We start from the raw sequence: 25736 nt of genomic DNA on the forward strand, positions 1-25736 counted from the left end.
TCATGTCGTTCGCTCAGGCGCGCTCCACCACGCGCGTTTCGCGAACACCATCGAGAAAGGTCCGCGCCGGACCGGCGACGAACGTCTTGACGTGAACGTTGATCCAGCGCAGCCCCAGGCGTCGATAGTGCTCGACCATGTGCAGATCGCCCTGGACATTCATCCCGGCGACGCGCCCGGCCCGTTCGATCATGCCGATGGCATCCTCGACCGCCTGCCGGACCTTCGGATGTTCGGGCTGCCCCTTCAGGCCCATCGACTGGGCTAGGTCGAGCGCGCCGATGTAGAAGACGTCGACAGCCTCGGATGTCAGCATCTTCGGCAGGTTGACCAGCGCAGCCTTCGACTCGATCATCGCCACGAAAAGCTTTTTGGTATGGTCGCCTTCCCATTGGGTGATGCCATGGGCGATCGCCGCAAGTTCAACCGGCGTGTCGACATGGGGGGCCTGGATGCCGTCCACGCCGCAGCTCAGATAGCGGTTGATCAACCCGATCTCGTTGGACCAGGGGCGCACGATGGACGCCATTCCCGATGCGCGCGCCGCCCGGGCAAGATCCTCTACTTCCTTGAAATCGGTGCTCGCATGTTCGCAATCGATGAAAACCGCATCGAAGCCGAGGCCACCGACAAACTCGACGAGGCGTGGCGTCGGAAAGTCCGTGTTGCAGACCGCAATCGTCCCGCCGCTCTTCAGCCGGTTTTTCAGGTCGTGGCTCATCGGCTTGCCTTGGCAGGGCTCGCGCTCGCCGCACTTTCGGTGACGAAGCGCGCGAATTCCGTGTGGTCGGCATTGGGGCCGTTCCACGCGCGCGCATCCTCCCAGAGCTGAAGGCAGGCATGACCGAGCGTGGCGGGAACTTCGCAGGCATCGGCCACGTCCATTGCGAGCTTCAGGTCCTTGACCATCAGCTCCAGTGCGAAGCCGGAATCATAGGCATTGTTGAGAACATACTGCTTGAACTTGTTTTCCGTGCTGTTGTTTCGCCCCGTGGAGGCATTCAGCACATCGATGAGAACCTCGCCGTCGACGCCGAAGCGTTGCGCGACGAGGAGCGCTTCGGCCGCCGCCGCGAGACCAGCGGCCGAAACGTAGTTGTTGAGGACCTTGACCGCATGGCCCGAGCCCAGCGGCCCGATATGGAAGCGCTTGCCCATCGTCGCGAGAAGCGGATCGAGTTGGTCGGCCAGCGCGCGATCGCCACCGACCATGATCGACAGCTTCGCGGCAATCGCGCCCTTCATGCCGCCGGAGACCGGAGCATCGAGCAGGGCAACGCCGAACGTGCGGAGGTCCTCTCCAAGTGCGCGCGTGCCCACCGGTGCGGACGAACTCATGTCGACGATCGTCGTGCCCGCCTGCAAACCGCGCACCAGGCAGTCGCTCCCGGCACTATCGCCAAGCGCGACGTTGCGCACGATCCTGCCATCCGGCAGCATCAGCACGACCACGTCCGACCGCTCGCCAAGCTCGGCGAGCGAATGGGCGCTGCCGCATCCGTGCTCTACCGCGAAGGCATCCGCCTTCTCACGGTCCACGTCGTAGACCGTGAGCTGCCAGCCGCCGGCAATCTGATTGGCCGCCATAGGCCGGCCCATGTTTCCGATGCCGACGAAGCCAACCTTCGTCGTGCCCATTGAAGCGGTCAACGTTTTCCTCCCTTTCATAAGCTTTTGCCGGCGGGCCAGTGCCGGAATTACATGGCCGAGACCTTTGCTGCCCTGACGCTTTCCTTGCTGGCCTGCGCCGCGATGGCGGCGTTTCGCCCGGCGATGCGGCCGAAGACCGCGCCGCTCATGAGGCCCGTCGCACCGGGATAGTTGAAGTAGAACAGGCCGCCGACCAGCTCGCCTGCCACGTAGAGGCCGGGGATCACCTGTTCGCCGCCATCGATCGCCTGGGCGTCGGTGGAGATACGCAGGCCGCCGAAAGTGAAGGTGATGCCGCAGGTCACGGCATAGGCTTCGAACGGACCGGTCTCGATGGGGTTCGCCCAGTTGGACTTGGGAATATCCAGGCCGTCGGTGCGCCGCCCGTCCTTCACGGTCGGGTCGAAGGGCACGTCGCGCGTGATCGACGCATTATAGTCGCGCACCGTCTTGAGGAAGGTTTCGCGGTCGACATCCCCCATCTTGTCGACCAGTTCCTCCAGCGTATTGGCGACCACGCGGGTGACGCGTCGGGTCTTGTATTCCGGCCGCAGGAGATGAACGACGGTGGAATCGAAGATCTGCCAGGCGAACTGCCCGGGCTGTTCGAGAATGACCTTGCCGTATTTCGCATAGGTGTAGTTGCGGATGTCCGCGCCCTCGTCGAGGAAGCGCTTGCCGGTGGCGTTCACCATGATCGACCACGGATAGCTGTCGCGCTCATAGTCTCCCGTGACGGAGAGGTCGCCGAAGTCCTCGGCATAACGCTCCCAGCCGACGGCATGGCAGCCGGACCAGTTGCCCTTGGGCTGCGCGCCGACTTTCAGCGCCATGTCGAGCCCGTCGCCGGTATTAAACTTGCTGCCGCGCACCTTGGCAAGATCCCAGCCCGGGCCGAGATATTTGGTGCGCCACTCGCTGTTTGCCTCGAAGCCGCCGCAGGCCAGCACCACCGACTTCGCCCGGATCTGCTGCGTCACGCCGTCGAGCTTGACGACAACGCCCTCGACGCCGGCATCCGAGCTGATCAGCTCGCGGACCCACGCATTGTAGCGCACGTCGATGCCCGCCTTCTTCACCGCCGCATAGAGCGAGTCGACCAACCCCTGCCCGCCGCCCCAGGCAGCAAGCGTCGCGCCGCCCCAGAACTTGAACTTGCCATCAACCTTGAAGGACTGGCGGCCGAACTGCGGATAGAATTTCACCCCCTGCTTCGCCATCCAGTGCATGGTGGCGTTGCTCTGGCGCACGAGGATTTCGCAGAGATCGGGATCGGTGCGATTGTGCGTGATGCGCGCCATGTCGTCGAAGAACATGTCTTCGGTGTAGCTGCCGAAATCGCTGTCCATCTCCTCGGGCGTCAGGTCCGGTGACAAGGCCCGGATGTCATCCGAACCCGTATAGGCAAAGCGCATCAGGCCTTCGGTATAGGAACTGTTGCCGCCGCGCTCGCCTTCGGGAGCACGTTCCAGAACGAGCACGCTGGCGCCAGTCTCCCGCGCCGACAAAGCCGCGCACAGCGCCGCGTTGCCCCCTCCCACAACCAAAACGTCATACTCAATCTCACTCATCGGCCGCTCCATGACTCCATCCTCGCGAACTTTCGTGCTGGGTCATTCCTAGCAAAGACGCTGCCGGAATTATCAGACTATCTGGTGCTTCTAGTATTCCGGAGGAGCATAGTGAGAGGAGGAGCGGCCAGGATGGCCGGGACAAGCGAAGCTTGACGGAGGGCGGCTTTCTTGCCGGAGCGCGTGGGACGGCGCACCGAACATCACGCGCCGCAGCGTGCCTTCAATGCTGGAGGCCGAGGACAGCGCCGCTCACGGCCCTGATCCTCTTTGCCACGGTGTGCTGCCGATGCGGCTTCTCCACATCACCGGCCGCCGCGTTGAAAATCGAAAAAACTTCGCCGCACGATCGTCCCTACCCCAACCAGACCGTTCGATCCCAGACCGGAACTGTTCCGGCGATTTCTATGATGATCGTGCGGATGCGCAGAACCACACTGGGCGGAATTCGCCCCTGAATGATGATGGCCTGCGGCTCGAACTTGATTTCAGGCCGGTATTGAGCGCAGAGCTCGTCATATGCGACCGCGGCGTTTATCGAGGCGCGCAAGCCGTAGGCCTGCGCGCCGAAGCCGCCGCCGAGAGATGCCTGAAACATCTCACCCTCCCTTGTTTTCGATATTTATGGGAAACAAAGATACGGTCGCGATGTTCCGTAAAGGCGGGACTTCGGCCTATTATATTTTAAGGGTCCGCGTTGAGCCCGTTTTGCAAGGTCGCGAAGCCGTGCCTGCTGAAACCCGCAAGGCAAATTCCGGCTCCGCTTTAGCCGGCCTCCTTGAGGAACATTTTCCCCGCCCCGTCGGTGCAACGCACCATAATATCTTAATTCTATAGATTTAGTAGATAATATCGGCGTCGATCAATTGCCGATACTCACGGCGTCATCCCTGGGTTCGCAAGCTCGATAACCTGCTTCAAGCGCCGATAGGAGACAGACATTATGGCATTTCCGTACACCGTCGCGACAAACGTTCCCACCGCATCACTCGAGCTCGATGCCGATGTTCTCGTGATCGGCGGCGGCCCGGCAGGGACGTGGGCTGCCATCGCGGCCGCGTCGAAAGGCGCCCGGGTCGTTCTCGTCGACAAGGGGTTCTGTGGTTCCTCCGGCGCCACCGCCCCGTCGGGCACGGGTGTCTGGTATGTGCCGCCGGATCCCGCCCGCCGCGCGAAAGCGATGAACAGCCGCTGGGACCTCGGTGGCCGCCTGGCGGACCCGGCCTGGATGCGTCGCGTGCTGGACCGGACCTACGACAACGTCAACCAGCTCGCGCAATGGGGCTATCCGTTCAGCGACGACGGCGAAGGCCGATCGATCAGGACCAGTCTCGATGGTCCGGACTACATGCGGCTGATGCGGAAACGCACGAAATCCGCAGGCGTCAAGATTCTCGACCATAGCCCGGCGCTTGAATTGCTGCGCGACGAAAGCGGCGCCGTGGCAGGTGCGGCGGGTATCCGTCGGCAAAGGGGCGACAGCTGGCTGGTCCGGGCCGGCGCCGTGGTCATCGCGACCGGCGGCTGCGCCTTCCTCAGCAAGGCGCTCGGGTGCAACGTCCTGACCGGTGACGGACTGCTGCTGGCAGCCGAGCTCGGCGCCGAGCTTTCGGGGATGGAATTCTCGACTGCCTATGCGATGGCGCTCGAAGGCGGCTCGGTCACCAAGACGCGCTTCTACGATTGGGCGACCTTTACCTTCGAGGACGGCTCGCCAATTCCCGGCGCTGCCTCGAAGGGCGGCCGGTCCGTGATCGCGCGCGTGCTCCAGTCGCAGCGCGTCTTTGCGCAGCTCGACAAGGCCGATGCGGAGACCGAGCAGGCGATGCGCTACGCCCAGCCGAACTTCTTCCTGCCGCTCGACCGGGTGGGCATCGATCCCTTCAAGCAGCGTTTCCCTGTCACCTTGCTGCTGGAAGGCACGGTCCGCGGCACCGGCGGCCTGAGGATCGTCGACCATAGCTGTGCGACGACCGTTGCAGGTCTCTACGCAGCAGGCGATGCGGCGACGCGCGAGCTCGTTTGCGGCGCCTTCACGGGCGGCGGCAGCCACAATGCCGCTTGGGCGATGTCCTCCGGCTTCTGGGCCGGCAGTGCTGCCGGCGATCATGGCCGCCACCTGCACGGCCGCGCCCGCAAATTCGCACGGGCCGGCGGCGTCGGTATCGTCGACGGATCGAGCAGGGCGATCGACGCGGCTGTCCTGACGCGCACGGTGCAGGACGAGGTCTGGCCCTATGACCGCAACTATCTCCGCTCCGGCGAACGGCTGACGGATTCGCTCGGCCGGCTCGATGGCCTGTGGTCCGGCATCCGCACGGCGCAGTCCGCCACGATCGACGAGGCGCAGCGGACCCGCGAAGGCGTCGCGATGCTGGCCACCGCACGCTGGATGTATCGCAGCGCCCTGTCGCGGAAGGAAAGCCGCGGCATGCACAAGCGCGAGGATTTCCCCCAGAAGGACGACAGCCAGCTTCACTACACGACGACCGGCGGTCTCGACGAAGTCTGGATCGGGCATGAGCGCGCGCCCTCGCCGGAGCTGGAGGTTCTCGCGGCATGATCGAGGTCATCAGTGAGGATCGTTGCACCGGCTGCAACATTTGCGTCAACGTCTGTCCGACCAATGTCTTCGATCCGGTTCCCGGCGGCATTCCGACGATCACCCGCCAGGACGATTGCCAGACGTGCTTCATGTGCGAGGTCTACTGCCCCGAAGATGCGCTCTACGTGGCGCCGCTGACGACGGCAGTCACCGGCGTCACCTCCGCGGAGCTGGAGGCGAAGGACATCTTTGGCAGCTATCGCAAGTCGATCGGCTGGATCAGGGGCGGCCGCCCCCGGCCGACGCCGGAGATCATGAAACGTCTCGATCATCATTGAGCAAACCGGTCGCCGATCCCGGCGGCCCTGCCCCGTAGAGGTTTGAACAGGATTTGGCGATGCAACCGACACGCAGGACTTTTCTGGGATTGGCTGCGGCAGCGGCCGTGTTTCCCACCACATTCTCCATCACCCGCGCGCAATCCAAGCCCGATGTCATCCGGCTCGCGGGGCCGGGCAATGCGGCCGGCCGGCCCTATGGCAACGGCTCGATCGGCGTGCTGCGCGGGCTTGAGCTGCTTGAGAAGGAATTCGAGCCCGACGGCATCCGCATCGAATGGCAGTTCCCGCGCGGCACCGGCCCCGCGATCAACGAGGCCTTCGCCAACCGCCAGCTCGAATTCGCAAGCTACGGCGGCCTGCCGAACGTCGTCGGCCGCGGCGCGGGCGTGCGCACCACGGTGCTCGCCGCCTCCGGCATTTCGCCGACCTATGTCGGCGTGCGCCCCGCGGCCGGAATCAAGACGCTTGCCGATCTCAAGGGCAAGAAGGTCGCCTTCCAGCGCGGCACGATCTTCGAACTCTCGCTCTCGCTTATCCTGGCTGGCGTGGGCCTCAAGAACGAGGACGTCCAGATCTTCGACCTCCAGGGCGCAGACCAGACCGCCGCGATCCAGTCGGGCGACGTGGACGCGCTGCTCGGCCAGGGCAACCAGGTTCTGGCGCTGGTGAAGAGCGGGCTCGTCGAGGTTCTCTACAGCACCAAGGGCAGTCCCGCCCCCGGCTCGACCTTCGGCTCCTTCACCGTCCTCGACAGCTTTGCCGAGGCCAATCCCGAGATCGTCGCGCGGGTCCTGCGCGGCTACGTCCAGGCCTCGCATTTCGCGAGCCTCGATGAGAACCGGGAGAAACTCTACGACATCTTCGCGCTCACCGGCTCCCCGCGCGAAAGCTATGTCGCCGACTATGCGGGCGATGATCTGCGCGACCGCAACAGTCCGCTGCTCGACGATTTCTACCGCGCGAACATCAAGGCCGGGCTCGACTTCACGCTGGAGCAGAAGCTGGTGCGCAAGCCGTTCGACGTCGACGAGTGGATCAAGGACGGCCTGCTGACCAAGACGCTTGCCGATCTCGGCTACGAGGCCTTCTGGACCCCCCGCGCGGCCGACGGCAAGGCCGTCCAGTTCTGACGAACCCGTTCACCCAGTTCCCCGGCCTTGACGCTTCGCCCGGCTGTGCCGGCGGAAGGAAGGAGAGAGAATGTCCGATGTGACTTTCAAAACCGCAGGATCGATCGCCGCAGCACCTTTCGAGAGAGCGGCCGGCAAAGCTTCCTCGCATCCTGCCGCAGCCTTCCGGCTGCCCCGATGGGCCAAGCTGTTCCTGCTGGGGATCGTGCCACCGATCGCACTTCTGGCGCTCTGGTCCTATGCCGTGCATCAGGAATGGCTAGCGGAGCAGATCCTTCCCGATCCCCGGCTGGTCTACGAAACCACGCTCGATCTTCTGGTGACGGGGCAGCTCCCGGCCGAGTTGCTCGTCAGCCTGGGGCGCGTCGCAGCCGGACTGGCGCTCGGTGGCGGGCTCGGCCTGTTCTTCGGGCTCGGCTTCGGGCTTTTCCGGACGCTGGACATCTATGTGGCCCCGACGGTGCGGGCCATCTGCCTGGTGCCGTCGCTCGGCTGGCTTCCCTTCTTCATGCTGGTTTTCGGCATCGGCGAAGGGCTGAAGATCGTTCTCATCGCCAAGACATGCTTCCTGCCCTTGATGGTGGGCGCCTATGAGGGCATCCGCAACCGCCCGCGCAAATACGACGACGTCTCCCGCGCGCTGGAATTCTCGTGGTTTGCCCGCGTGCGGCTGGTGGTCTGGCCGTCCATCCTGCCGTCGATCCTCACCGGTGTGCGCCAGGCGATGAGCCGCGGCTGGAAAGTGCTGATCCTTGTCGAGATGATCTCTTCGGCCGCCGGCCTCGGTTATCTGATGATGTGGGGACGCAAGGCCTTCCAGCTCGACGTGGTCTTCGCCACCATGATCGTCATCGGTCTCGTCGGCTGGGCGCTCGATCATGCCCTGACACGCTTTCAGCATCGCACGACGCTCTGGTCGTTCAAGGCAGCGGTTTAGGAGCACGGCGATGACGACGTCCACCTCCCCCATTTCGCGCCCGGGACTGATCTGGCGGGCACTCGTGCTGCCGGCGGCCCTGATTGTTCTCTGGACCCTGCTCGATGCTTTCGGCGCGCTGAACAGCGATATTCTCGTCTCGCCCGGCAAGGTTCTCGTCACGGCCTACGAAGGTTTTGCAGACGGCTCCCTTCCGGGCGCCGCGCTCGCGACGCTGCTCCGCGCGCTCACCGGCTGGGTGATCGGCGCGACGCTGGGGCTGGCTGCCGGCGTGCTGCTCGGATTGTCCGGCGTCGCGCGCGGCCTTTTCGACCCGTCGATTTCCAGCCTGCGGCAGATCGCGCTCTTCGCGTGGATCCCGCTGCTCAGCGCCTGGCTCGGCAACGGGGAGGCCATGAAGATCACGCTGATCGCCGTCGGCGCGTTTTTCCCGATGGCGCTCGGCGCGCAGGCGGGCTGCCAGAACGTGCCGGCGCCCTATCGCGAAGTGGGCCGCGTCGTGGAACTCGACCGCCGCGCGATGTTGACCAAGATCATCTTCCCGGCCGCCGTGCCCTCCATTCTTGCCGGAACGGAGCTCTCGCTCAACATCGCATGGCTCGGTACATTCGGCGCCGAATATCTGATCGGCACCGGCTATATCAACGGCATGGGAGACGGCCTCGGCGCCTATCTCGCTGCCGCGCGCGAATATGCGCGCATGGACCAGGTCCTGCTCGGGGTTCTTTTCCTCGCCCTCATAGGGATCGCGCTCGACCGGTTCGTCCTCGGCCTCTCAAGGAGACTCGTACCATGGCGGATGCCCTGACTCTTTCGCGACCCAAGGCGGCACAAGCCGGCTCGGTCAATATCCTGGATGTCTCGAAGACGTTCCATGTCGACGACCGCACGGTGCATGCGCTGGACAATGTGTCGCTTGCCATCGAACCCGGCGAGTTTATCAGCATCGTCGGCCCCAGCGGCTGCGGCAAGTCCACGCTCCTGCGCTTCCTGGCCGGCCTCGACCTGCCGGACAGCGGCCGGATATTGGTCGACGGCGAAAGGATCGACCGGCCGAGCCTCAAACGCGGCATCGTTTTCCAGGATCATCGCCTGCTGCCCTGGTTCGACGTGGAGACGAACATCGCCGTCAGCCTTCACAGCGTCGCAGGCCCGGAGGCGGAAAAGCGGAAGCGCGTGCAGTATCTGATCGATCTCGTCGGCCTGACCGGCTTCGAGAAGGCACTGCCCCATGAACTGTCGGGCGGCATGTCGCAGCGCGCGGCGATCGCCCGCGGGCTGGCGCCGCGGCCGCCGCTGATGCTGCTGGACGAACCTCTCGGCGCACTCGATTCCCTGACGCGCAGCCATCTGCAAGACGAGCTTCTCGCCATATGGGAGCGAGAAAAGAGCACTGTCGTCATGGTGACGCATGACGTGGAAGAGGCGATCTACCTATCCGATCGCGTGGTGGTGATGGAGCCCCGTCCCGGGCGCATCGCCAGTATCTTCGACATCACCAGCGAGCGGCCGCGCCATCGCGACGATGCCGATTTTGTCGCCGTCCGGCGCGAGATCACGAACCTCCTCGCGAAACGATAGGCAAGAGCCCCTTAAGAAGGCTCGCGCGGATAGGGCTCGATATCGACCCCCCAATAGTGTTTCGCGATGTTCTGGCTGTTTCGGATGACGTCGATAGCGATGCGAGGATCGCCGCCTTCAAAAGTGTCCGGATTTGCGCCGCACATCACACAATACATGTGTTGGTGCAGCACGGCGGCGAAATACTCATAGGGCGGCGCGTGTTCCGGAGATCCGACGCGCTGCATCTCTTCGGCGGCCTGTTTCGTGGCAGTCTCCAGGGCTTTGAGAACCGTATCGGTCATGGACTGCTTGGCGCGTTCGATGATATCGACGACTTGCCGTTCGGCAGGCGTCAGGACGGGGCAACTCTTCGTCATGCGGCGTCTCTCCTTAATTTTTCACGGCGCGCCTCTCCAGCGACCACCTGAGGTCCCTGGAGAGGTCAGCATTGCTCTTCGGCCGAATTCTGTCGAAACCGGTTACGTGCGTGTCTCTATTTCCAGTCCCGTCCATCGGGCCGCGAAGGCCCACATGTCGGCAAATTCCTCGATCATCTTGTCGGTTGGTTTTCCGGCGCCGTGGCCGGCGCGGGTATCGACGCGCAACAGGCGCGGACGGGCACCCAGATCGGCGGCCTGCAAGGCTGCGACATATTTGAAGCTGTGACCCGGAACGACGCGGTCGTCGGTATCTGCCGTCGTCACGAGGATCGCCGGATACGCTCCGTTCGCCTGGATAGTGTGATAGGGCGAGTAGGACAGGAGGTTGCGGAAATCGCGCTCCTTCGCCGGGTCTCCGAAGTCCTGCATCCATAATTGCCCGCCGGTGAAGCGATGGAAGCGCAGCATGTCCATGACACCGACGCCGGGAAGGGCCGCCGCGAAAAGGTCCGGACGCTGGTTCACCACGGCGCCGACCAGAAGACCACCGTTCGACTCACCCTGGATGGCGAGACCGTCTGGCGGCGTTATGCCTTCAGCCTTCAAATATTCGCCGGCCGCGATGAAATCGTCGAAGACGTTCTGCTTGTTCTCGCGACGCCCCGCATCGTGCCAGGACTTGCCGTACTCCCCACCGCCCCGGATGCTGGCGACGGCGAAAGCGCCGCCTTGCTCCACCCACGCCAACGAGGCGGGCGAGTAGAAGGGGATCATGCTGATGGCAAAACCCCCATAGCCATACAGCAGGGTCGGCGCGGGACCGGTGACGTCTTTGCGTCGGACGATGAACATGGGCACCTTCGTGCCGTCCTTCGAGGCATAGAAGCGCTGCTCGACGACGATGCGATCCAGGTCGATCGCCACTTTCGGCTCCGCCCAAGGAGACTTTGTATTCGTGGTCACGTCGTAGCGGTAGATCGTGGTGGGCGCATTGTGGCTGGTGAAGACGAAGAAGGCTTCGTCATCCGCCGCGCGTCCATGAAACCCTCCGGCGCTACCAATGCCGGGAAGGTCGATGACGCCATCCGGCGTTCCGTCGAGCTTGAAACGCTCGATCTTCGTCTTGGCATCGACGAAATAGCAGACGATGAGCCGGCCGCCGAGCAGGGATGCGCTGCTGAGGACCGCCTCGTTCTCCGCGACAATGTCGGTAAATTGGGGCTGTGTGTCACCGAGGTCCAGCGCCACGATCTTCCCGCGTTCCGCACCCTTCTGCGTGGTGAGAAAGAGCTTCGTCCCGACATTTCCGACAACGGACCAGTAGTGCTCGAAATCCTCCACGAGGGCATGGGGCTTCCGATCCTCGCCCGTCAGGTCCAACACCGTCAGCGCGCTGCCGCCGGAACCGGGCGAGGAGTAGGTGATGACATAGCGGCCATCCTCGGTGACGCCGGCAAAATGAAGGAGATGTGGCTGCTCGGGCGTAGCGTAGACGAGCCGGTCCTGGGACTGGGGCGTTCCGAGCGCGTGGAAATAGACCGCATGCCCTGCGACGGTCGCCTCGAAAACCTTTCCCTTTTCCGGTTCGGGAAAGCGGGAGTAGAAGAAGCCCGTTCCGTCCGTCGCCCAGGAAATGGACGTAAACCGAACCCACGCGATCTCGTCCTCCAACAACGTTCCGGTTTCGACATCCAGGACGCGGATGGTTCGCCAGTCCGTACCGCCCTCCTGCGTCGCGAAGGCGACACGCGACCCGTCCTCCGACGCCGACCACTCCGCCAGCGCGTTCGCGCCATCCTCCGACCAGCTATTGGGATCGATCAGCACACGGTCCTGCCCGTCCAAGCCTTCGCGCACGACAAGGGTCTCCTGGTTGGCGAGGCCGGAATTGCGGGTAAAGAAATAGCGGTTGCCTTTCTTGTCGGGAGCGGTGAGGCGCTCGAAATCGAACAGTTCGGTCAGCCGCGCACGAAAAACCTCCCGTCCAGGCAGGTCCGCAAGATGCGACCGGGTAATGCGGTTTTGTGCATCGATCCAGGCGGCGACGTCCGGATCGCGACGGACGTCGTTCTCCAACCAGCGGTAGGGATCGGCTATTGTCGTGCCGAAGTGATTGTCGACGACATCGACACGTTTGGTTTCGGGGTAGGTCAAAAGCGTATCCTCGTTAGCAAATGCAGGGCAGATCGATAGCGCCCACGGAGTGTGGGCGGTCTTGCGCCTGAGTTTCATCCAGGCAGCCGGAAGCGAGCCCGAAATGCCGGGCTTTATGGATCTTCAGCGTTGTGTCTCCGTTTTTTCGGTGGTTTCGCGTCAGCCGTGTCGATGCGAAACGGGTAAGCGCGCCAGGTGCCTCACTCGACGGGGTCGCAGATCGGCAGAGTGCTGGCCGCACGGATGGCAGAAGCGATCCTTTCGGTCACTTCGTCCAGTTCGAATTTCTGGCCCTTGTTGACTGCGGCCGAACTGATGTCTTCATCGACCAGCCGCATGGCGGCCATGGCAGTCGCCGCGCAGAGCTTCACCTCGAAGTCGTCGGGCGATCGGCCGATGCGCCTGGCGACGATCTGCGTAAACTCCACTTCCGCCTGGCTGCACGCCATCAACCAGGCCGATCTCAGCGCCGGCTCCTTTGGAAGAAGCGCGACGATCCGGGCGGCCGCAACGCCGTCGCGAACGGCCTGTTCGCCCTCGATAAACGACTTCATCGCAGCATAGAGGAAGGTCTCTATGGAAACGTCGCGGGGCCACTCCCGGAACAACGCGACAAATCGCAATTCCGTCACCAGAAGCAGCGGCTCGACGCAGGCTTCCTTCGAGCGGAAATAGCGCCACACCGTGCGTTTCGACACGCCCGATGCTGCAGCGATGTCATCCCCGCTCGTGCCGTCCACACCGTGCCGCCAGAACAGATCCGCCGCATGGCGTGAGACCAGTAGCCGAGCTTCTTCCGTTTTCGAACGTTCGATCGCCGTCTCCCTGTCACTTAGTGCCAGATCGTTATGTCACTAAGTGACAGATCGCGCAAGAGAGGGCCGGGCTTTTTTTACGCAGGTCCGGCGGCGATCTGTTCGGCCATCAACCGAAATCGGCGCGTGTCAGGACATAGATCGGCTTGCGGGCGCCGGAATAGGCGCGCCGCGCCGCCTGGTAGATGGAGACGCGGGCATCGTCGAAAGCTCTTAGGCAACCGGCTTCGGAGGTCGCGCCCGGAAAAAGGTCGGACCCGGCGAAAAACGAGATTTCGAACATGCCGTCATGACCGATGAAGCGAATGCGCTTGCCGGCCTCTTCATAGCTGCGGCTTTGGTTTGGAAAACTGAGACTCATGAAAGCTCCTTGCGATAGGTGAATGGGCCATCTCCTCGACACGAAGTTTGCGCGTCGATCTGCGAAGAGGCTCCCAATCACCAAGTTGAGGGAAAGCGAAAAATCCGGATTTCTTCTCGGACACAAAGAAATCGGCGAGTATTTTGGAAATCGAGGGAAAAAATGAAGCTCAGAATTGCAGAATCCCATCGATACCGTGCGGCATCCGGAGCTTTAAAACCGAATTCAGCATACCACGGAAACGAAAATCCTGATTTTTATTTTTGAGAAAAGGATCCAGGCAACGGGCTTATCAAGGGCGTTGTCCCGCTTCACTTTTCCAAGCGACCGAACGTGCTTCCCACGGCTGAACGAGCGCATGCTCCACGATCAGCATGACACCCACGAAAGCGAGAGAATAGGCGATCACATGCGCGGTCTGGAATTGCTGGAAATAGAGGTGGATACGAAAGCCGATGCCGTTTGACCGGCCGAGGAATTCGACGACGAGGACGATCTTCCAGATGACGGCGATCCCGTTGCGCGCGGCGACCGCCAGCCATGGAGCGAGTTGCGGCAGGATGAGATGCCGAAGCCGCTCCCGGGGCGAAAGACGGGCGACGAATGCCAGGTCTTCGAGGGCTGGATCGAAGGACTTTACGCCCTGGCGCACGGTGACCATGACCATTGCCGTCTTGTTGAGGGTCACCGCGACAATCGCCGCAAGCTCGTTGAGGCCGATCCACAGATAGCAGAGCACGATCAGGACCAGCGCCGGCAGGTTCATGAAGATCGTCACCCATGGATCGGCCCAGCGGTTGAGCGCCCTGTGGCGGCCAAGCAGGAAACCCAGCAGCGAGCCCGCCACCATGGCAAGCCCGAAGGAGACGGCCACGCGCAAGAGTGTCGCCATCAGTTCTTTCGGCAAGCGTCCGGCAGCCGTTTCAGACCAGAAGACCCGCGCGACCTCGACAGGCCCCGGCAGGACGGTCGGATCGGCCTTCAGCACGGCGAGCGCTGCCCAGAACAAACCGAACAGGCCGAGGGAAAGAAGGAACACGCTCCCCTGCAAGCGGTCGTCGAGGCTCTTCTCAGACATGCGAATTCTCCCGGCCCGAATATAGCCGCCGGGGCGTTCGCCCGATCCGCGACCTTGGTCGTATGGCGGCCTCTCGCCTGGCGCGTAGAGATCGGGCTGGGAGGATCGCGCCATGAGACGACGCTTTGCCCTGCTGAGCTTTCTCGTTTTCAGCCTGTTCGCCTGCGCCGGTATGGCCGGCGCGGCACCGCTCGATCGTGACGCGCTTGCAGGCCTGATCGTGCCGCCCTACGCGCTCGGCGAGCCGGTGAATGACAAGGGTGTCTGGACGTTGCTGAATTCCGGCGGCGCGGAGGCGGGTTACGTTTTCGAGACCGGTCCGCTGGCGCCGCTTCCGGGCTTTTCCGGCGCGCCCATCAACATGCTCGTGACGATCGACCGTGACGGCCGCTTTCTCGATGTACGCCTGATTTCACACAATGAGCCGATCTTCGTTTCCGGCCTGGGGGAAGCGCCGCTGCGTGCGTTCCTCGAACAATATCGCGGCCATTCGATCCGGGAAGCACTCGTCGTCGGCACGCCGTATGGCGAGGCCGGGGGCGGCTCCGACCTCGTCTATCTCGATGGGGTGACGAAGGCCACGGCCTCCGTTCGCATCGCACACGAATCGATCCTCGCCGCAACGCTCGCCGTCGCGCGCGAGAAGATGCAGGGCGTAGCAAGCGGTCCGCCGGTACGCCCCGATCCATCGATAGACGAAACGCTCGACTGGGCGGAACTGGTCAAGCGAGGGCTGGCCCGCAACCTGAAGGTAACCAACGCCGAACTCGACGACGGCTTCAAGGCGACGATCTGGGCGCGCGACGATCCCGAGGCGGCGAACGACCCGCAAGGCCTGTTCCTCGATCTGTGGGTGGTCGACATCGGTCCGCCGTCCATCGCCCGGGCCGTCCTGAGCGAGGAGAGTTTCGCCGATCTTCAACGCCTGCTGCGCGTATCGCCGGACGACGAGCCCATGCTCGTCATCGATGGCGGTCGCCACGGGCTGGTCTCGGCGGACTTCGTGCGCAACACCGCGCCGGACCGGCTTGCGGCCGTACAGGACGACCTGCCGGTCGCCCTTCGCGATGCCGACATGATGGTCGAGACGCGGCGGGATGTGCCGCAGGGCACGACGATGATCCTGAGGATCGACCGGCGCCTCGGTTTCGACCCCACGCGCGACTGGATACTCTCCGCCCAGGCCGTGCGCGCCCACGGCATGCTGAAGCCGGAAATGGGCTCGGTCCATTTTCCGCTCGCCCTGAAGGCTGACCCCGCTTTCTTCCTGCGGCCGCAAACGTCAAAGGCGCTGCCGCCCTGGCAGGCCGCCATCGTCGACCGAAAATGGGATGTTGCCGGGCTTGGCATCCTGCTTGCGGGCTTGATCGGCGCAGTCGGCCCCGGCATGCACCGGCTCGCGGCGCCGACGGTGCTGCGCCCGGCACGGCTGGCCTTTCTGGGCCTGATGATCGGCTTCGTGGGCTGGTGGGGCCAGGGCCAGCTTTCGATCGTCACGCCGCTCGCGGCACTTCGGGCCGCAAACGGCGGCGGCAGCCTGGCGGTCCTGCTCTACGATCCTTTCTCCCTGATGATCTGGGGCGCCGCCATCCTTGGATTTGTCCTGTGGGGACGCGGCCTCTTTTGCGGATGGCTCTGCCCGTTCGGCGCGATGCAGGAATTCGCCCACCATGCCGGCCGCCTGCTTCGGCTGCCGCAATGGAACCCCTCGCCCCTCTGGGACAGGCGTCTGAAGGCCGGCGCATGGATTTCGCTCGCCGGCCTGGTCGCCGTCACCTTTCTTGCGCCCGAAAAGATTGAAACCGCAGCCGAGATCGAGCCCTTCAAGACGGCGGTCACCACGCTCTTCCAGCGCGAATGGTACTATGTCGCCTATGCCGTCTTCTGGCTGCTCCTCGCGGCAACGACCTTCAAGGGCTTCTGCCGCTATGTCTGCCCTCTCGGCGCGGTCATGGCGCTCGGCGGCCTGTTGCGCACCCGCTCCTGGATAGCCCGCCGCGCCGAATGCGGTTCGCCCTGTCAGCTCTGCCGGGTGCGCTGCCCCTACGGCGCCATCCGCAAGACGGGCGAGATCGCCTACAGCGAGTGTTTCCAGTGTCTCGACTGTGTTTCCATCCACGATGACGCGCAGCAATGCGTGCCGTTGGTGCTGGCGCAGCGAAAGCGTGCGCCAATCCAAACGCTTGCCAAGGTGGAGGCACGGGTATGAAACGACGACGGTTCCTCTTCATTGCCGCGGCGGCTGCGTTTTCCGGCGCTGCCCGCGCTGAAAACACGACTTGGCAGGCAGACATGCTTGGTGGCACGGTTCGGGTGGATCTGCGCGGACCGCGCGGCCTTGCGCAGGATATCGTCGGACGGATTGGCAGCACAATTGCCGAAGTCGAGGCCGTCGCCAGCCTGTTCAAAACCGGATCGGCCCTCAGCAGGCTCAATGCCGTGGGCCATCTGGACGATCCGCCGCCGGCTCTTCTCGATCTCCTACGCCTCGCCAACCACGTCCATCAGGCAACAGCTAGTCGTTTTGACCCAACGGTGCAGCCCCTCTGGCGCGCGCTCGCCGAAGGGCGCGACACCACCGAAGCACAGGCCGCGATCGGTTGGGAGCGGGTGCGTATCGGGTCGTCCATCCAGCTTGCTCACGGCCAAGCGCTGACCTTGAACGGCATCGCGCAGGGCTACGCGGCTGATCGGGTCCGCCGTCTGCTATTGGCGGAAGGCTATGCGCAGGCGCTCGTGGACATGGGGGAATTTGCCGCCATCGGCGGTCCCTTCAGCGTATCCGTCGAAGATCCGGCCCTGGGCCAGATCGCCACGCGTCGCCTCGCCGGCAACGCCATTGCGACCTCAATCCCTTCGGCCATGATGCTCGGCACCGGCTTCCATATTCTCGGACCCCATGGTGAGCGGCCCTGCTGGTCGACCATCTCGGTGGAGGGAGAAAGTGCCGCCATGGCGGACGGCTTTTCGACCGCCTTCTGCCTGATGACACGCGACGAGATCCACGCGACCCTGCGTCGTGTTCCCGGCATCACGCGGGTCACCGCGGTCGATGAGGCCGGCGATGTTTCGACCTTCTGAGACTATCGTTCCGGCGGCGTGAAGGTCAGGCCATGCGCCTCGAAAACCCGCGCGATTTCCCCGTCGGCAAGCGCTTTTTCGATCGCCTCGTCGACGGCATAGGCGAGGTCCTTGTGCTGGAAATTCACGCCCACGCCGATTGTCCAGCTTCCACGCGCAAAGCCGACAAGCGGCAGAGAATGGACCTTCAGCCCGGCATCCGGATGGCGCACGAGCCCGGCTTCCAGCTCCGCGCGCGGCCCCATCGCCGCCTTGGTGTCGCCGTCCGCCAGGCCGTCCATCGCCGCAGCGGTCGAGCGATAGCGATGGATCTTGTCCACCGGGCCGATCAGGGACGTCAGGTAAAAGTCCGAGATCGCGTCGTTTTCGACCGCCACCGCGTCGAACCGGAAGAAGGGCGGGGTCGGCGCCTTCTCTTCATAGTCGGACGCGCGATAGGCGATGGCGATGCTTTCCCTGGCGTATTTCCCGGTAAAGCTCACCTGCTCGATACGACAGACAAGCGCGCTGTCATAGGGCACATGCAGCATCACGTCGCTGACCCGCCCGCCGACGGCAGCGCCCTTCCAGACATAATTCAACAGATCGGCTTCGAGATTCTCGCCGGCCGCGACAAGGCGGAATTTCGCCTCGACGCCGAGGGCCTTCGCAACCAGCCGGCCGATCTCGATATCCACGCCGACAGCCTTGCCCTTCTCTTCGTAGGACCAGGGGGCATAATTCTCGTAGACGGCGAACTCGATCCAGCCGTCCTCGATGATCCGGTCGAATTCGCGCCCGACATCCTGCGCGAAGGTGTTCTGCGGCTTGGCCTGCGGCACATAGTCCTCGCAACGCGCAAAAGCGCCGCCCGGAAGGGCGACGCCGAGGACCATGGCCAGAAGTGTACGGCGCAGCATGGCGGGTTACTGCGTGGCCGAAAGGCCGACCGTCAGCACCTCGGCCGCCTTCTTCCAGCTTTCCGGCTTGTCCGACAGGATGCGCGCGGCCTCATAGGTGACGCTGTCGGCAACCGGCGCGCCGGAGGCGGTCTTCACTTCGGTCGCGATCGTCTCCAGCTCCTTCTTGATCGCGCCCGTATCGGCCACCTTGCCGCTGCCGAGTTCGTCGCGGATTTCATGGAGGCGCTTGGCGTGGGCGTCGAGCGCACCATCCTCCGGCCGTGTCTCCACATAGGTGCGGATCGCCCAGGCGGCCTTCTGGCCAAGAATGTCGCCGAAGGCCGGCATCTTGGTCGTGCCGTCCTGCGTATAACCGTGACGGAAGCGCTCCACGAACCACTCGTCGCCAACCTCTTCCGCTTCCAGAAAGCGCAGGTCCGGCGCAAGCCCGCCGGACACTGCACCCAAGCCATGACAGCGCGCGCAGTTCTGGGTATAGCCCGAGGCGCCGATCTCGACGGCTTTCAACCAGGCCTCATGGCCGATCTTCGCCTCGCGATAGGGGTTTTCGGTCAGCCACTCCTCGCCCACCTCGGGCAGCGCATCGGTATTGACCGGTTGCGGCGCGACATCGCCATGCGCAATCACCAGGCTCGTCGTCGCCATGAGAATGAATGCGGCGACCCCGCCGCGAATGATGTTGGCCGACATGCCGTCCTCCTTCGCATTTCCAACTGCGCATTTTGTAAGGCAGCACGGGCGCGGCGCGATATGCGACCTAGGTCGCGGCGGCGCATGGCACCAAGGTCGTATTTCTAGCTTTCCCCCATGGCGACATGGTTGTTGCGGGAGGATGCGACATGCGGGAATGCTTCAAAGCGAGCCGGAAAGGCTTGTGGCTTGCGGCCGCGGCTTTCTGCTGGGCATACCCTGCCGCAGCCGACATTGCGATATCGATGACCTATCTCCGCCAGGAGATGCAGGCGCCGCCGGTGCTTTCCAATCTCGACCCGATTCCGGAAGACCGCGGAATTGCGGGCGCGGAGGTGGCGCTGACCGACACCAAGACCACCGGCAGCTTCATGGGCCACGACTATAGCCTCGCATTGCTGTCGGTCGAACCCGATGGCGACTTCCTCGACGCCGCCCGCAAGGCGCTTGCCACGTCGAAAATCCTGTTCATCGACGCGCCGCCCGAAGGCATTCTCGCCGTGGCCGACCTGCCGGAAGCCAAGGGCGCGCTCCTCTTCAACGTCTCCTCCGGCGCGCGGCGGCTGCGGGACGCGGATTGCCGCGCCAACGTGCTGCACACCATGGCGGAGGATGCCATGCGCACGGACGCGCTGATGCAGGTGCTAAAGGCGCGGCGCTGGACCCGCACGGTGCTGATCGTCGGACCGAAGCCGGAGGACCGCGCCTTCGCCGACACGCTGCGCGCCTCCGCGCAAAAATTCGGCGTCGAGATCCTCGCCGCGAAGGACTGGACGTTCGACACGGACCTGCGGCGCGCCGCCGGCCAGGAAATCCCCCTCTTCACCCAGGATTTTCCCGACCACGACATCCTGCTGATCGCCGACGAGGCCGACGATTTCGCGCGTTACGTTCAGGACAATACTTGGCTGCCGCGACCGGTCGCGGGCTCGGATGGCCTACGCGGCGAGGGCTGGGCGCCGGTGCTGGAACAGTGGGCCGCCGTGCAGCTCCAGAACCGCTTCGAAAAGGCGGCGGGGCGCGAGATGGGCTCGCGCGACTATGCCGCCTGGACGGCGCTACGCACCATCGGCGAGGCCGTCACGCGAACCAATTCCGCCGATCCCTCGGTACTACGCACCTTCATCCTGTCTAAAAAATTCGCCCTCGACGGCTTCAAGGGCCGCAGCCTCACGTATCGCGACTGGGATGGCCAACTGCGCCAGCCGATGGCGGTGGTCAATGCGCGCGCGCTGGTCGAACTCGCGCCGCTCGACGGCTACCTGCACCAGACCAACGAAATGGACACGCTGGGCCTCGACCGGCCCGAGAGCACCTGCACCGCCTTTGGAGGATGAGATGAAATTTCCGGCCCTGCTGATCGCGCCCATGCTGGCCGCCATGCCGCTTCAGGCACTTGCCGGAGAGATCTGGGTGACGAACGAGAAGGACGACACGATTTCCGTGATCGATACGCAGACGCTGGAAATGGTGCGCACCATCAAGACCGGCGAGCGTCCGCGCGGCATCACCTTCAATTCCGACCACAGCCGCGTCTATATCTGCGCCTCCGACAGCGACACGGTGCAGGTGATGGACCCCGCAACCGGCGAGATCCTGCACGACCTGCCCTCCGGCGAGGACCCCGAGCAGTTCGTGCTCGCCCCGGACGACAAGCATTTATGGATCGCCAACGAGGACGATGCCGTGACGACGGTCGTCGATGTCGAGACCCGGCAGGTCGTGGCGCAGGTCAATGTCGGCATCGAGCCGGAAGGCATGGCGGTCTCGCCGGATGGCAAGATCGTCATCACCACGTCGGAAACGACGAACATGGCGCACTGGATCGACACCGGCACCAAAAAGATCTTCGCCAACACGCTCGTCGATTCCCGTCCACGCCATGCCGAGTTTGCCAAGGGCGGAACAGAGCTCTGGGTCTCGTCCGAAATCGGCGGCACGATCACCGTCTTCGACGTGGCCACGCAGGCGGAAAAAGCCAAGATCCGCTTCGAGATCACCGGCGTCAATGCCGACCTCGTCCAGCCCGTCGGCTTCGAGTTCACGCCGGACGGCAAGATGGCCTTCGTCGCCCTTGGCCCTGCCAACCATGTCGCGGTGATCGATGCCGATACGTTCGCGGTCAAGTCCTACGTCCTGGTCGGCCGTCGGGTCTGGCACCTCGCCTTCTCGCCGGACCACACGCAGCTTTTCACCACCAACGGCGTCTCCGGCGACGTGACCGTCATCGACGTCGCCTCGCTGGAACCCGTGAAATCCATCAAGGTTGGCCGCTTCCCCTGGGGCGCGGCGAGCCGGCCATAACAGTCGAAGAGGGAGGACATCATGAAAAGAGCAATCCTGACCGCCATCGCGCTTGTCGCCGTGCCGTTCGTGGCGCTGGCGGACGACGACGACAACAAGGCCGAAGCCGGCATGGGCCTTGCCGGCATCCTGTCCAAATCCAATCGCGAAGCGTTGCCCGAACTCACCCTCTCGGCAGGCCAGCCGGTTGCCAAGGGCGCGCTGACGCTGAAATCCGGCAAATATTACACGCTGGAAATCAAGGCGGACGGCAGCCAGGAACTGGCGCTGGAGGGCGCCGGTTTCTTCCGCGCCGTCTGGGTCAACGAGATCGTCATCGAGGGCATCGAGATCCGGCCGCTCGGCGTCGATTCCATCGAATTCGACGAGGCGGGCGAAGCGGAGATCAGCTTCATCGCGATCAAGCCGGGGAGTTATCACCTCAAGGTGCCCGGCAGCACGGGCGATACGCAACAGGTCTCGATCACCATAGAATGAGCAACACATGAGCGGCTTGACGGTAGAGGACATCAGCCACGACTGGGGCGCCCGGCGCGCCCTCGACGGTGTGTCCTTTACCGTCGAACGCGGCCGCTTCTGCGCGCTGCTCGGGCCGAACGGCGCCGGAAAATCGACACTGTTCGGTATGCTCACGCGGCTCTTCACGCCGCACACCGGCCGCATCGCGATCGCCGGCCATGACATGGCCCGCGCGCCGCGCGCCGCCCTTGCCCGCATGGGCGTCGTGTTCCAGGCCTCCACGCTCGATCCGGACCTGACCGTCAGGCGCAACCTGCTCTACTTCGCAGCCTTGCACGGGCTCTTCGGACGGGAGGCGGAGACGCGCGCCATGGCAGCGCTGGAGCGGCTCGGCATGGCGGAGCGGGCGGAGGAGAAGGCCGCAAGGCTGAACGGCGGGCACCGCCGGCGCATGGAAATCGCGCGTGCCCTCATCCACCGGCCCGACGTGCTGCTACTGGACGAGCCGACGGTGGGGCTGGATGCAGCCTCGCGCGCCGCCATCACGCAGCACGTGCACGATCTTGCTTCCGGAGGGCTGACGGTGCTGTGGGCGACCCATCTGGTGGACGAGGTGCGCCCGCAGGACCGGCTCGTCATCCTGCACCACGGCCGGGTGCTGGCCGATGGCGAAGCCGGAGACATTGGCGGTACGGATTTGACCGGCCGATTTCTTGCGCTCACCGGAGATCGGCCATGACGGCGGGGGCATTTCCAAGCGTGAACTCGGCACCCACCGTGTTCTTCAGATCGCACCCCTTCATTGCGCTGCGCGCGATCATCCACCGCGAGGCGCTGCGGTTTCTCGGCCAGCGCGGGCGGTTGATTGCAGCGCTTGTGCGGCCGCTCGTCTGGCTCTTCGTCTTCGCCGCCGGTTTCCGGGCGGCGCTCGGTCTTTCGATCACCCCGCCCTACCAGACCTACATCACCTACGAGATCTACATCGTGCCCGGGCTGGTGGGCATGATCCTGCTGTTCAGCGGCATGCAATCCTCGTTGAGCCTCGTCTATGACCGGGAGATGGGATCGATGCGGCTGTTGCTGACGGCGCCCTTGCCGCGCTGGTGGCTGCTGTTCTGCCGGCTTCTCGCCGGCAGCCTGATCGCCATGTTGCAGGCCTATGCCTTCCTGGCGATCGCCGCACTTTATGGCATCCGCTTTCCATTGCTCGGCTACCTGGCCGCAGCGCCAGCGATGGCCGCCAGCGCGATGATGCTGGGCGCGCTCGGGCTGCTCCTCTCCTCCTTCATCCGGCAGCTGGAAAACTTTGCCGGCGTGATGAACTTCGTCATCTTCCCGATGTTCTTCCTGTCCTCCGCGCTCTATCCGCTGTGGAAAATGGCCGAGGCCTCTCCGAGGCTGCGGGACCTGTGCGCGCTGAACCCCTTCACCCATGCCGTCGAACTCATCCGCTTCGCGCTCTATGCGAAGGGCAACCTGACAGCGCTGGCCGTCACGCTCGCCGCTTTCGCCGTCTTCGGGCTCGTCGCCGTCTGGGGCTACGATCCCGCCCGCGGGCTCACCGCGCGAAAGGCCTGACCAAGGCCGCAAAGGAGAATTGCCATGCGCCTTGCCACCCTCGCCGCCGGCCTTCTGCTGATATCCGCCAACACCGCCCTGTCCCAGACGGAGACTGCCGGCGGCACGCTTAATCCCGAAGAGCTGACGCTCAACCGCGTCATGAAAGACGTGGCGGAAGGACGGACGAGCATGACCATCTGCGCGACCGGCTACTACATCACCAAATCGGGCCGCCACGAAATGGCGCGCGAACTTTTCGAGCGGTGCGCCGCAGCCGGGTGGACGCACGCCATGACCTGGATGTCCCAGCTTGACGACAACGGCCTCGGCGGCCCGGAAGACCCCGATAAGGCGGCCGAGTGGGACCGCCGGGCCGCGGAGGCCGGCGATCCGATCGGCAAGCTGAACTACGGGCTCGACCTGATGCGGGGCCGCGGCGTGATGGAAAACCGCGCACTCGGCCGTCAGTATATCGACGAGGCGGCCCGCAGCGGCCTTCCCACCGCAAAGCGCCTGCGCGCCGCCGACTACGACCTCGATGTCGTGACGCCGGACGCCGACAACTGGAAATACGCCCCGGCCTTCTGATCCTCCTCGACGATCCGCGCGGGACGTCCCTCAAGCCGGAGGATACGCCCGGCGAGCCGCTCCGCTTCCGCGCGGACATGGGTGACGAGCAGCGTCGCACAGGGCCGCTTCGCGATCAGGCGCTCGAAAAGGCCCATCATGTCGCCGGCAAGCGCCGGGTCCAGGCTGACAAAGGGCTCGTCCATCAGGAGAAGATCGGGCTTAGAGGCAAAGGCGCGCGCCAGCGACAGGCGCCGCTGCTGGCCGAGGGAAAGCATGCCGGGAAAACGTTCGCCGAGACCGCCGAGCTCCACGGCCTCAAGCCAATGCCGCGCCTCTTCAGGGGAGATGCGCGCGACGATGGTGAGGTTTTCGATCGCGGTCCGCCACGGCAAAAGCACCGGTTCCTGGAACACCATGGCAAGCCGCGCCGTGGCCTCCCGTCGCCCGCGAAAACCGCGGTCGAGGCCAGCGACGACGCGCAGCAGCGAGGTTTTTCCGACGCCGGAAGGCCCGGTCAAGGCCACAGTCTCGCCCGGCGCCAGCGAAAGCCTCATCGGGCCGAGCACACCGCCCGGCCCGCCGCGTTCAAGGTCGAGCGTGAGGACGGGCTCAACTGCCGGGGTGGTGGAAGACGCCATCGGGCAGCTCTTTCAGGTCGCCGACCAGATCGGCACCGCCAAGTTCGGTCATGAGGGCCAGCATGCGTGCGGCCGCCTTTTCATCCACCACGCGCCTTTCTGGCGTGCCCGCGAGGAAACCCGCCTTCAGCGCTTCGAATTCCGCATCGGTCTCCGCCCGCATCATCGGCCGAATGCGCTCCCATGCCGCCGGATCGGCGGCAAGCTTGTCCTTCGCCTGGCGCGAAGCGGTGGCGATCGCTTCGCCCAGTCCGGGATGGCTCTTCAGGATGTCGCCCCGCACGACGTAGCCGATCAGCGGGGTCTCCGGATCGAGGCCGAGGGCTTTCGCGGCCTCGTCGACGCCGACCAGCGTGCGCATGCCCGCCGCCTGCATGCGTGCGCCAAAATTCCAGAAGTTGAGGGCGCCCTGCACCTCGCCGTCGAGGGCGGCTTTGTAGATCAGCGGCGGCGCGCCGAAGACCTGCTCGGTCGTGCCGGAAAGATCAAAATGCTCCACCTTCTGCGCATAGGCGCGCAGGATCAGCCAGCTCTTGTCGATCGGGCTGCCGGCGACGCCGATCTTCTGGCCTTTCAGGTCGGCAAGGCTTTTTGCCGTGCTGTCCGCCGGCACCATCAGGCCGCCGACCGCACGCGAATAGGGAATGAACACGACGTCGCGGCCGGCGGCCCGCTCCCGCGCCACCCAAAGCCAGTCGGAGACAATGACGTCCACCTCGCCTCCGGCAAGCGCAATCTGGGCCGCGGGAGCGCCGGCAATGTCCATCACCTCCATCGTAAAGCCGTTCGCCGTGTCGAAACCGTAGTGACGGATCGTATCGACTTCCCAGTTCACGGTGCCCGAAAGCTGGAGCGCGGCGCGCACGACAGCCGGCTCGGCGAGCGCCGGCAGGCTGGACAGAACCGCGGCAAATGCTGCCGCGACGAACGATTTCAGGATTGTCATGGGCTCTCCTCCCCTGCTCCTGCGATGCTATCCGCCGCGGGCACAGCCCGATATACGACCT

General features: G+C 64.3%; 27 protein-coding genes. 14 read left to right on the forward strand and 13 right to left on the reverse strand.

What is annotated here, in order from left to right; genetic code table 11:
* Positions 1 to 13: 13 nt before the first annotated feature.
* The 4 genes from GB927_RS04055 to GB927_RS04070 all read right to left on the reverse strand — a co-directional run bounded on the left by GB927_RS04055 (position 14) and on the right by GB927_RS04070 (position 3819).
* Positions 14 to 721 carry an HpcH/HpaI aldolase family protein gene (locus GB927_RS04055; RefSeq protein ID WP_256115298.1) on the reverse strand — a complete coding sequence of 236 codons (708 nt, stop codon included), beginning with the start codon at positions 719 to 721 and terminating at the stop codon, positions 14 to 16.
* The gene (locus GB927_RS04060) at positions 718 to 1668 is read right to left on the reverse strand and encodes an NAD(P)-dependent oxidoreductase (protein WP_256115299.1); all 951 of its coding nucleotides are present in this window, start codon (positions 1666 to 1668) and stop codon (positions 718 to 720) included. Before GB927_RS04060 ends, GB927_RS04055 begins: the two co-directional genes overlap by 4 nt.
* 29 nt (positions 1669 to 1697) lie before the next feature.
* Complete coding sequence (tcuA, locus tag GB927_RS04065; protein ID WP_256115300.1) at positions 1698 to 3221, reverse strand: FAD-dependent tricarballylate dehydrogenase TcuA; 1524 nt, start codon at positions 3219 to 3221, stop codon at positions 1698 to 1700.
* 355 nt (positions 3222 to 3576) lie between these two features.
* Positions 3577 to 3819 (reverse strand): hypothetical protein, encoded by a 243-nt coding sequence (locus GB927_RS04070; RefSeq protein ID WP_256115301.1) that lies wholly within the window; start codon positions 3817 to 3819, stop codon positions 3577 to 3579.
* Between the two features lie 345 nt (positions 3820 to 4164).
* On the opposite strand from GB927_RS04070, the gene GB927_RS04075 reads away from it, so the two are divergent.
* From GB927_RS04075 to GB927_RS04100, 6 genes are all read left to right on the forward strand, one after another.
* Positions 4165 to 5784 (forward strand): FAD-dependent oxidoreductase, encoded by a 1620-nt coding sequence (locus GB927_RS04075; protein WP_256115302.1) that lies wholly within the window; start codon positions 4165 to 4167, stop codon positions 5782 to 5784.
* Positions 5781 to 6104 carry a 4Fe-4S binding protein gene (locus GB927_RS04080; protein ID WP_256115304.1) on the forward strand — a complete coding sequence of 108 codons (324 nt, stop codon included), beginning with the start codon at positions 5781 to 5783 and terminating at the stop codon, positions 6102 to 6104. Before GB927_RS04075 ends, GB927_RS04080 begins: the two co-directional genes overlap by 4 nt.
* Positions 6105 to 6163: 59 nt before the next feature.
* On the forward strand, positions 6164 to 7237 hold the full coding sequence (locus GB927_RS04085) for an ABC transporter substrate-binding protein (protein ID WP_256115305.1): 1074 nt from the start codon (positions 6164 to 6166) through the stop codon (positions 7235 to 7237).
* A 70-nt stretch (positions 7238 to 7307) separates the two neighbouring features.
* A complete protein-coding gene (locus tag GB927_RS04090) occupies positions 7308 to 8174 on the forward strand; it encodes an ABC transporter permease (protein WP_256115306.1) in 867 nt (288 codons plus the stop codon).
* A 10-nt stretch (positions 8175 to 8184) separates the two neighbouring features.
* Positions 8185 to 8982, forward strand: coding sequence for an ABC transporter permease (locus GB927_RS04095; protein WP_256115307.1), 798 nt, complete (start codon positions 8185 to 8187; stop codon positions 8980 to 8982).
* Positions 8967 to 9755, forward strand: coding sequence for an ABC transporter ATP-binding protein (locus GB927_RS04100; protein ID WP_256115308.1), 789 nt, complete (start codon positions 8967 to 8969; stop codon positions 9753 to 9755). The genes GB927_RS04095 and GB927_RS04100 overlap by 16 nt, the downstream gene beginning before the upstream one ends.
* A gap of 11 nt (positions 9756 to 9766) precedes the next feature.
* Here the strand turns inward: GB927_RS04100 and GB927_RS04105 are convergent, their stop codons facing one another.
* The 5 genes from GB927_RS04105 to GB927_RS04125 form a co-directional block, all read right to left on the reverse strand.
* On the reverse strand, positions 9767 to 10114 hold the full coding sequence (locus GB927_RS04105; protein ID WP_256115309.1) for a hypothetical protein: 348 nt from the start codon (positions 10112 to 10114) through the stop codon (positions 9767 to 9769).
* Between the two features lie 102 nt (positions 10115 to 10216).
* Positions 10217 to 12271 carry a prolyl oligopeptidase family serine peptidase gene (locus GB927_RS04110; RefSeq protein WP_256115310.1) on the reverse strand — a complete coding sequence of 685 codons (2055 nt, stop codon included), beginning with the start codon at positions 12269 to 12271 and terminating at the stop codon, positions 10217 to 10219.
* 200 nt (positions 12272 to 12471) lie between these two features.
* A complete protein-coding gene (locus tag GB927_RS04115) occupies positions 12472 to 13113 on the reverse strand; it encodes a TetR/AcrR family transcriptional regulator (RefSeq protein ID WP_369431625.1) in 642 nt (213 codons plus the stop codon).
* 82 nt (positions 13114 to 13195) lie between these two features.
* Complete coding sequence (locus GB927_RS04120; protein ID WP_256115311.1) at positions 13196 to 13447, reverse strand: DUF1488 family protein; 252 nt, start codon at positions 13445 to 13447, stop codon at positions 13196 to 13198.
* A gap of 292 nt (positions 13448 to 13739) precedes the next feature.
* Positions 13740 to 14525, reverse strand: a complete 786-nt coding sequence (locus tag GB927_RS04125) for an ABC transporter permease (RefSeq protein WP_256115312.1) — start codon at positions 14523 to 14525, stop codon at positions 13740 to 13742.
* Positions 14526 to 14637: 112 nt separating this feature from the next.
* On the opposite strand from GB927_RS04125, the gene GB927_RS04130 reads away from it, so the two are divergent.
* Entirely contained in the window at positions 14638 to 16734 is a 2097-nt protein-coding gene (locus GB927_RS04130; protein ID WP_256115313.1) for a 4Fe-4S binding protein, read from the forward strand.
* On the forward strand, positions 16731 to 17606 hold the full coding sequence (locus tag GB927_RS04135; protein ID WP_256115314.1) for an FAD:protein FMN transferase: 876 nt from the start codon (positions 16731 to 16733) through the stop codon (positions 17604 to 17606). Before GB927_RS04130 ends, GB927_RS04135 begins: the two co-directional genes overlap by 4 nt.
* 2 nt (positions 17607 to 17608) lie before the next feature.
* Here the strand turns inward: GB927_RS04135 and GB927_RS04140 are convergent, their stop codons facing one another.
* Both GB927_RS04140 and pedF read right to left on the reverse strand, forming a co-directional pair.
* Positions 17609 to 18505 (reverse strand): transporter substrate-binding domain-containing protein, encoded by an 897-nt coding sequence (locus GB927_RS04140; protein WP_256115315.1) that lies wholly within the window; start codon positions 18503 to 18505, stop codon positions 17609 to 17611.
* Between the two features lie 6 nt (positions 18506 to 18511).
* Positions 18512 to 19198: a cytochrome c-550 PedF gene (gene pedF, locus GB927_RS04145; RefSeq protein WP_160862047.1), complete on the reverse strand. Its 687-nt coding sequence runs from the start codon at positions 19196 to 19198 to the stop codon at positions 18512 to 18514.
* Positions 19199 to 19443: 245 nt separating this feature from the next.
* Between pedF and GB927_RS04150 the strand changes: the two genes are divergently transcribed.
* From GB927_RS04150 to GB927_RS04175, 6 genes are read left to right on the forward strand one after another with little or no spacing between them, the layout of a single operon-like run.
* The gene (locus GB927_RS04150) at positions 19444 to 20535 is read left to right on the forward strand and encodes an ABC transporter substrate-binding protein (protein WP_256115317.1); all 1092 of its coding nucleotides are present in this window, start codon (positions 19444 to 19446) and stop codon (positions 20533 to 20535) included.
* A 1-nt stretch (position 20536) separates the two neighbouring features.
* Complete coding sequence (locus GB927_RS04155) at positions 20537 to 21502, forward strand: YVTN family beta-propeller repeat protein (protein ID WP_256115318.1); 966 nt, start codon at positions 20537 to 20539, stop codon at positions 21500 to 21502.
* Positions 21503 to 21523: 21 nt separating this feature from the next.
* Positions 21524 to 21979 (forward strand): cupredoxin domain-containing protein, encoded by a 456-nt coding sequence (locus GB927_RS04160; protein WP_160862044.1) that lies wholly within the window; start codon positions 21524 to 21526, stop codon positions 21977 to 21979.
* Positions 21980 to 21986: 7 nt separating this feature from the next.
* Positions 21987 to 22700 (forward strand): ABC transporter ATP-binding protein, encoded by a 714-nt coding sequence (locus tag GB927_RS04165; protein ID WP_256115320.1) that lies wholly within the window; start codon positions 21987 to 21989, stop codon positions 22698 to 22700.
* Complete coding sequence (locus tag GB927_RS04170) at positions 22697 to 23539, forward strand: ABC transporter permease (RefSeq protein ID WP_256115321.1); 843 nt, start codon at positions 22697 to 22699, stop codon at positions 23537 to 23539. Before GB927_RS04165 ends, GB927_RS04170 begins: the two co-directional genes overlap by 4 nt.
* A 24-nt stretch (positions 23540 to 23563) precedes the next feature.
* Positions 23564 to 24109 carry a tetratricopeptide repeat protein gene (locus tag GB927_RS04175; protein WP_256115322.1) on the forward strand — a complete coding sequence of 182 codons (546 nt, stop codon included), beginning with the start codon at positions 23564 to 23566 and terminating at the stop codon, positions 24107 to 24109.
* On the opposite strand, the gene GB927_RS04180 is transcribed toward GB927_RS04175, so the two are convergent.
* Both GB927_RS04180 and GB927_RS04185 read right to left on the reverse strand, forming a co-directional pair.
* A complete protein-coding gene (locus GB927_RS04180; RefSeq protein ID WP_256115323.1) occupies positions 24049 to 24729 on the reverse strand; it encodes an ABC transporter ATP-binding protein in 681 nt (226 codons plus the stop codon). The genes GB927_RS04175 and GB927_RS04180 overlap by 61 nt on opposite strands.
* On the reverse strand, positions 24701 to 25675 hold the full coding sequence (locus GB927_RS04185) for an ABC transporter substrate-binding protein (RefSeq protein ID WP_256115324.1): 975 nt from the start codon (positions 25673 to 25675) through the stop codon (positions 24701 to 24703). Before GB927_RS04185 ends, GB927_RS04180 begins: the two co-directional genes overlap by 29 nt.
* Positions 25676 to 25736: the final 61 nt, after the last annotated feature.

This window comes from Shinella lacus (assembly GCF_010994755.1).
Classification (GTDB): domain Bacteria; phylum Pseudomonadota; class Alphaproteobacteria; order Rhizobiales; family Rhizobiaceae; genus Shinella; species Shinella lacus.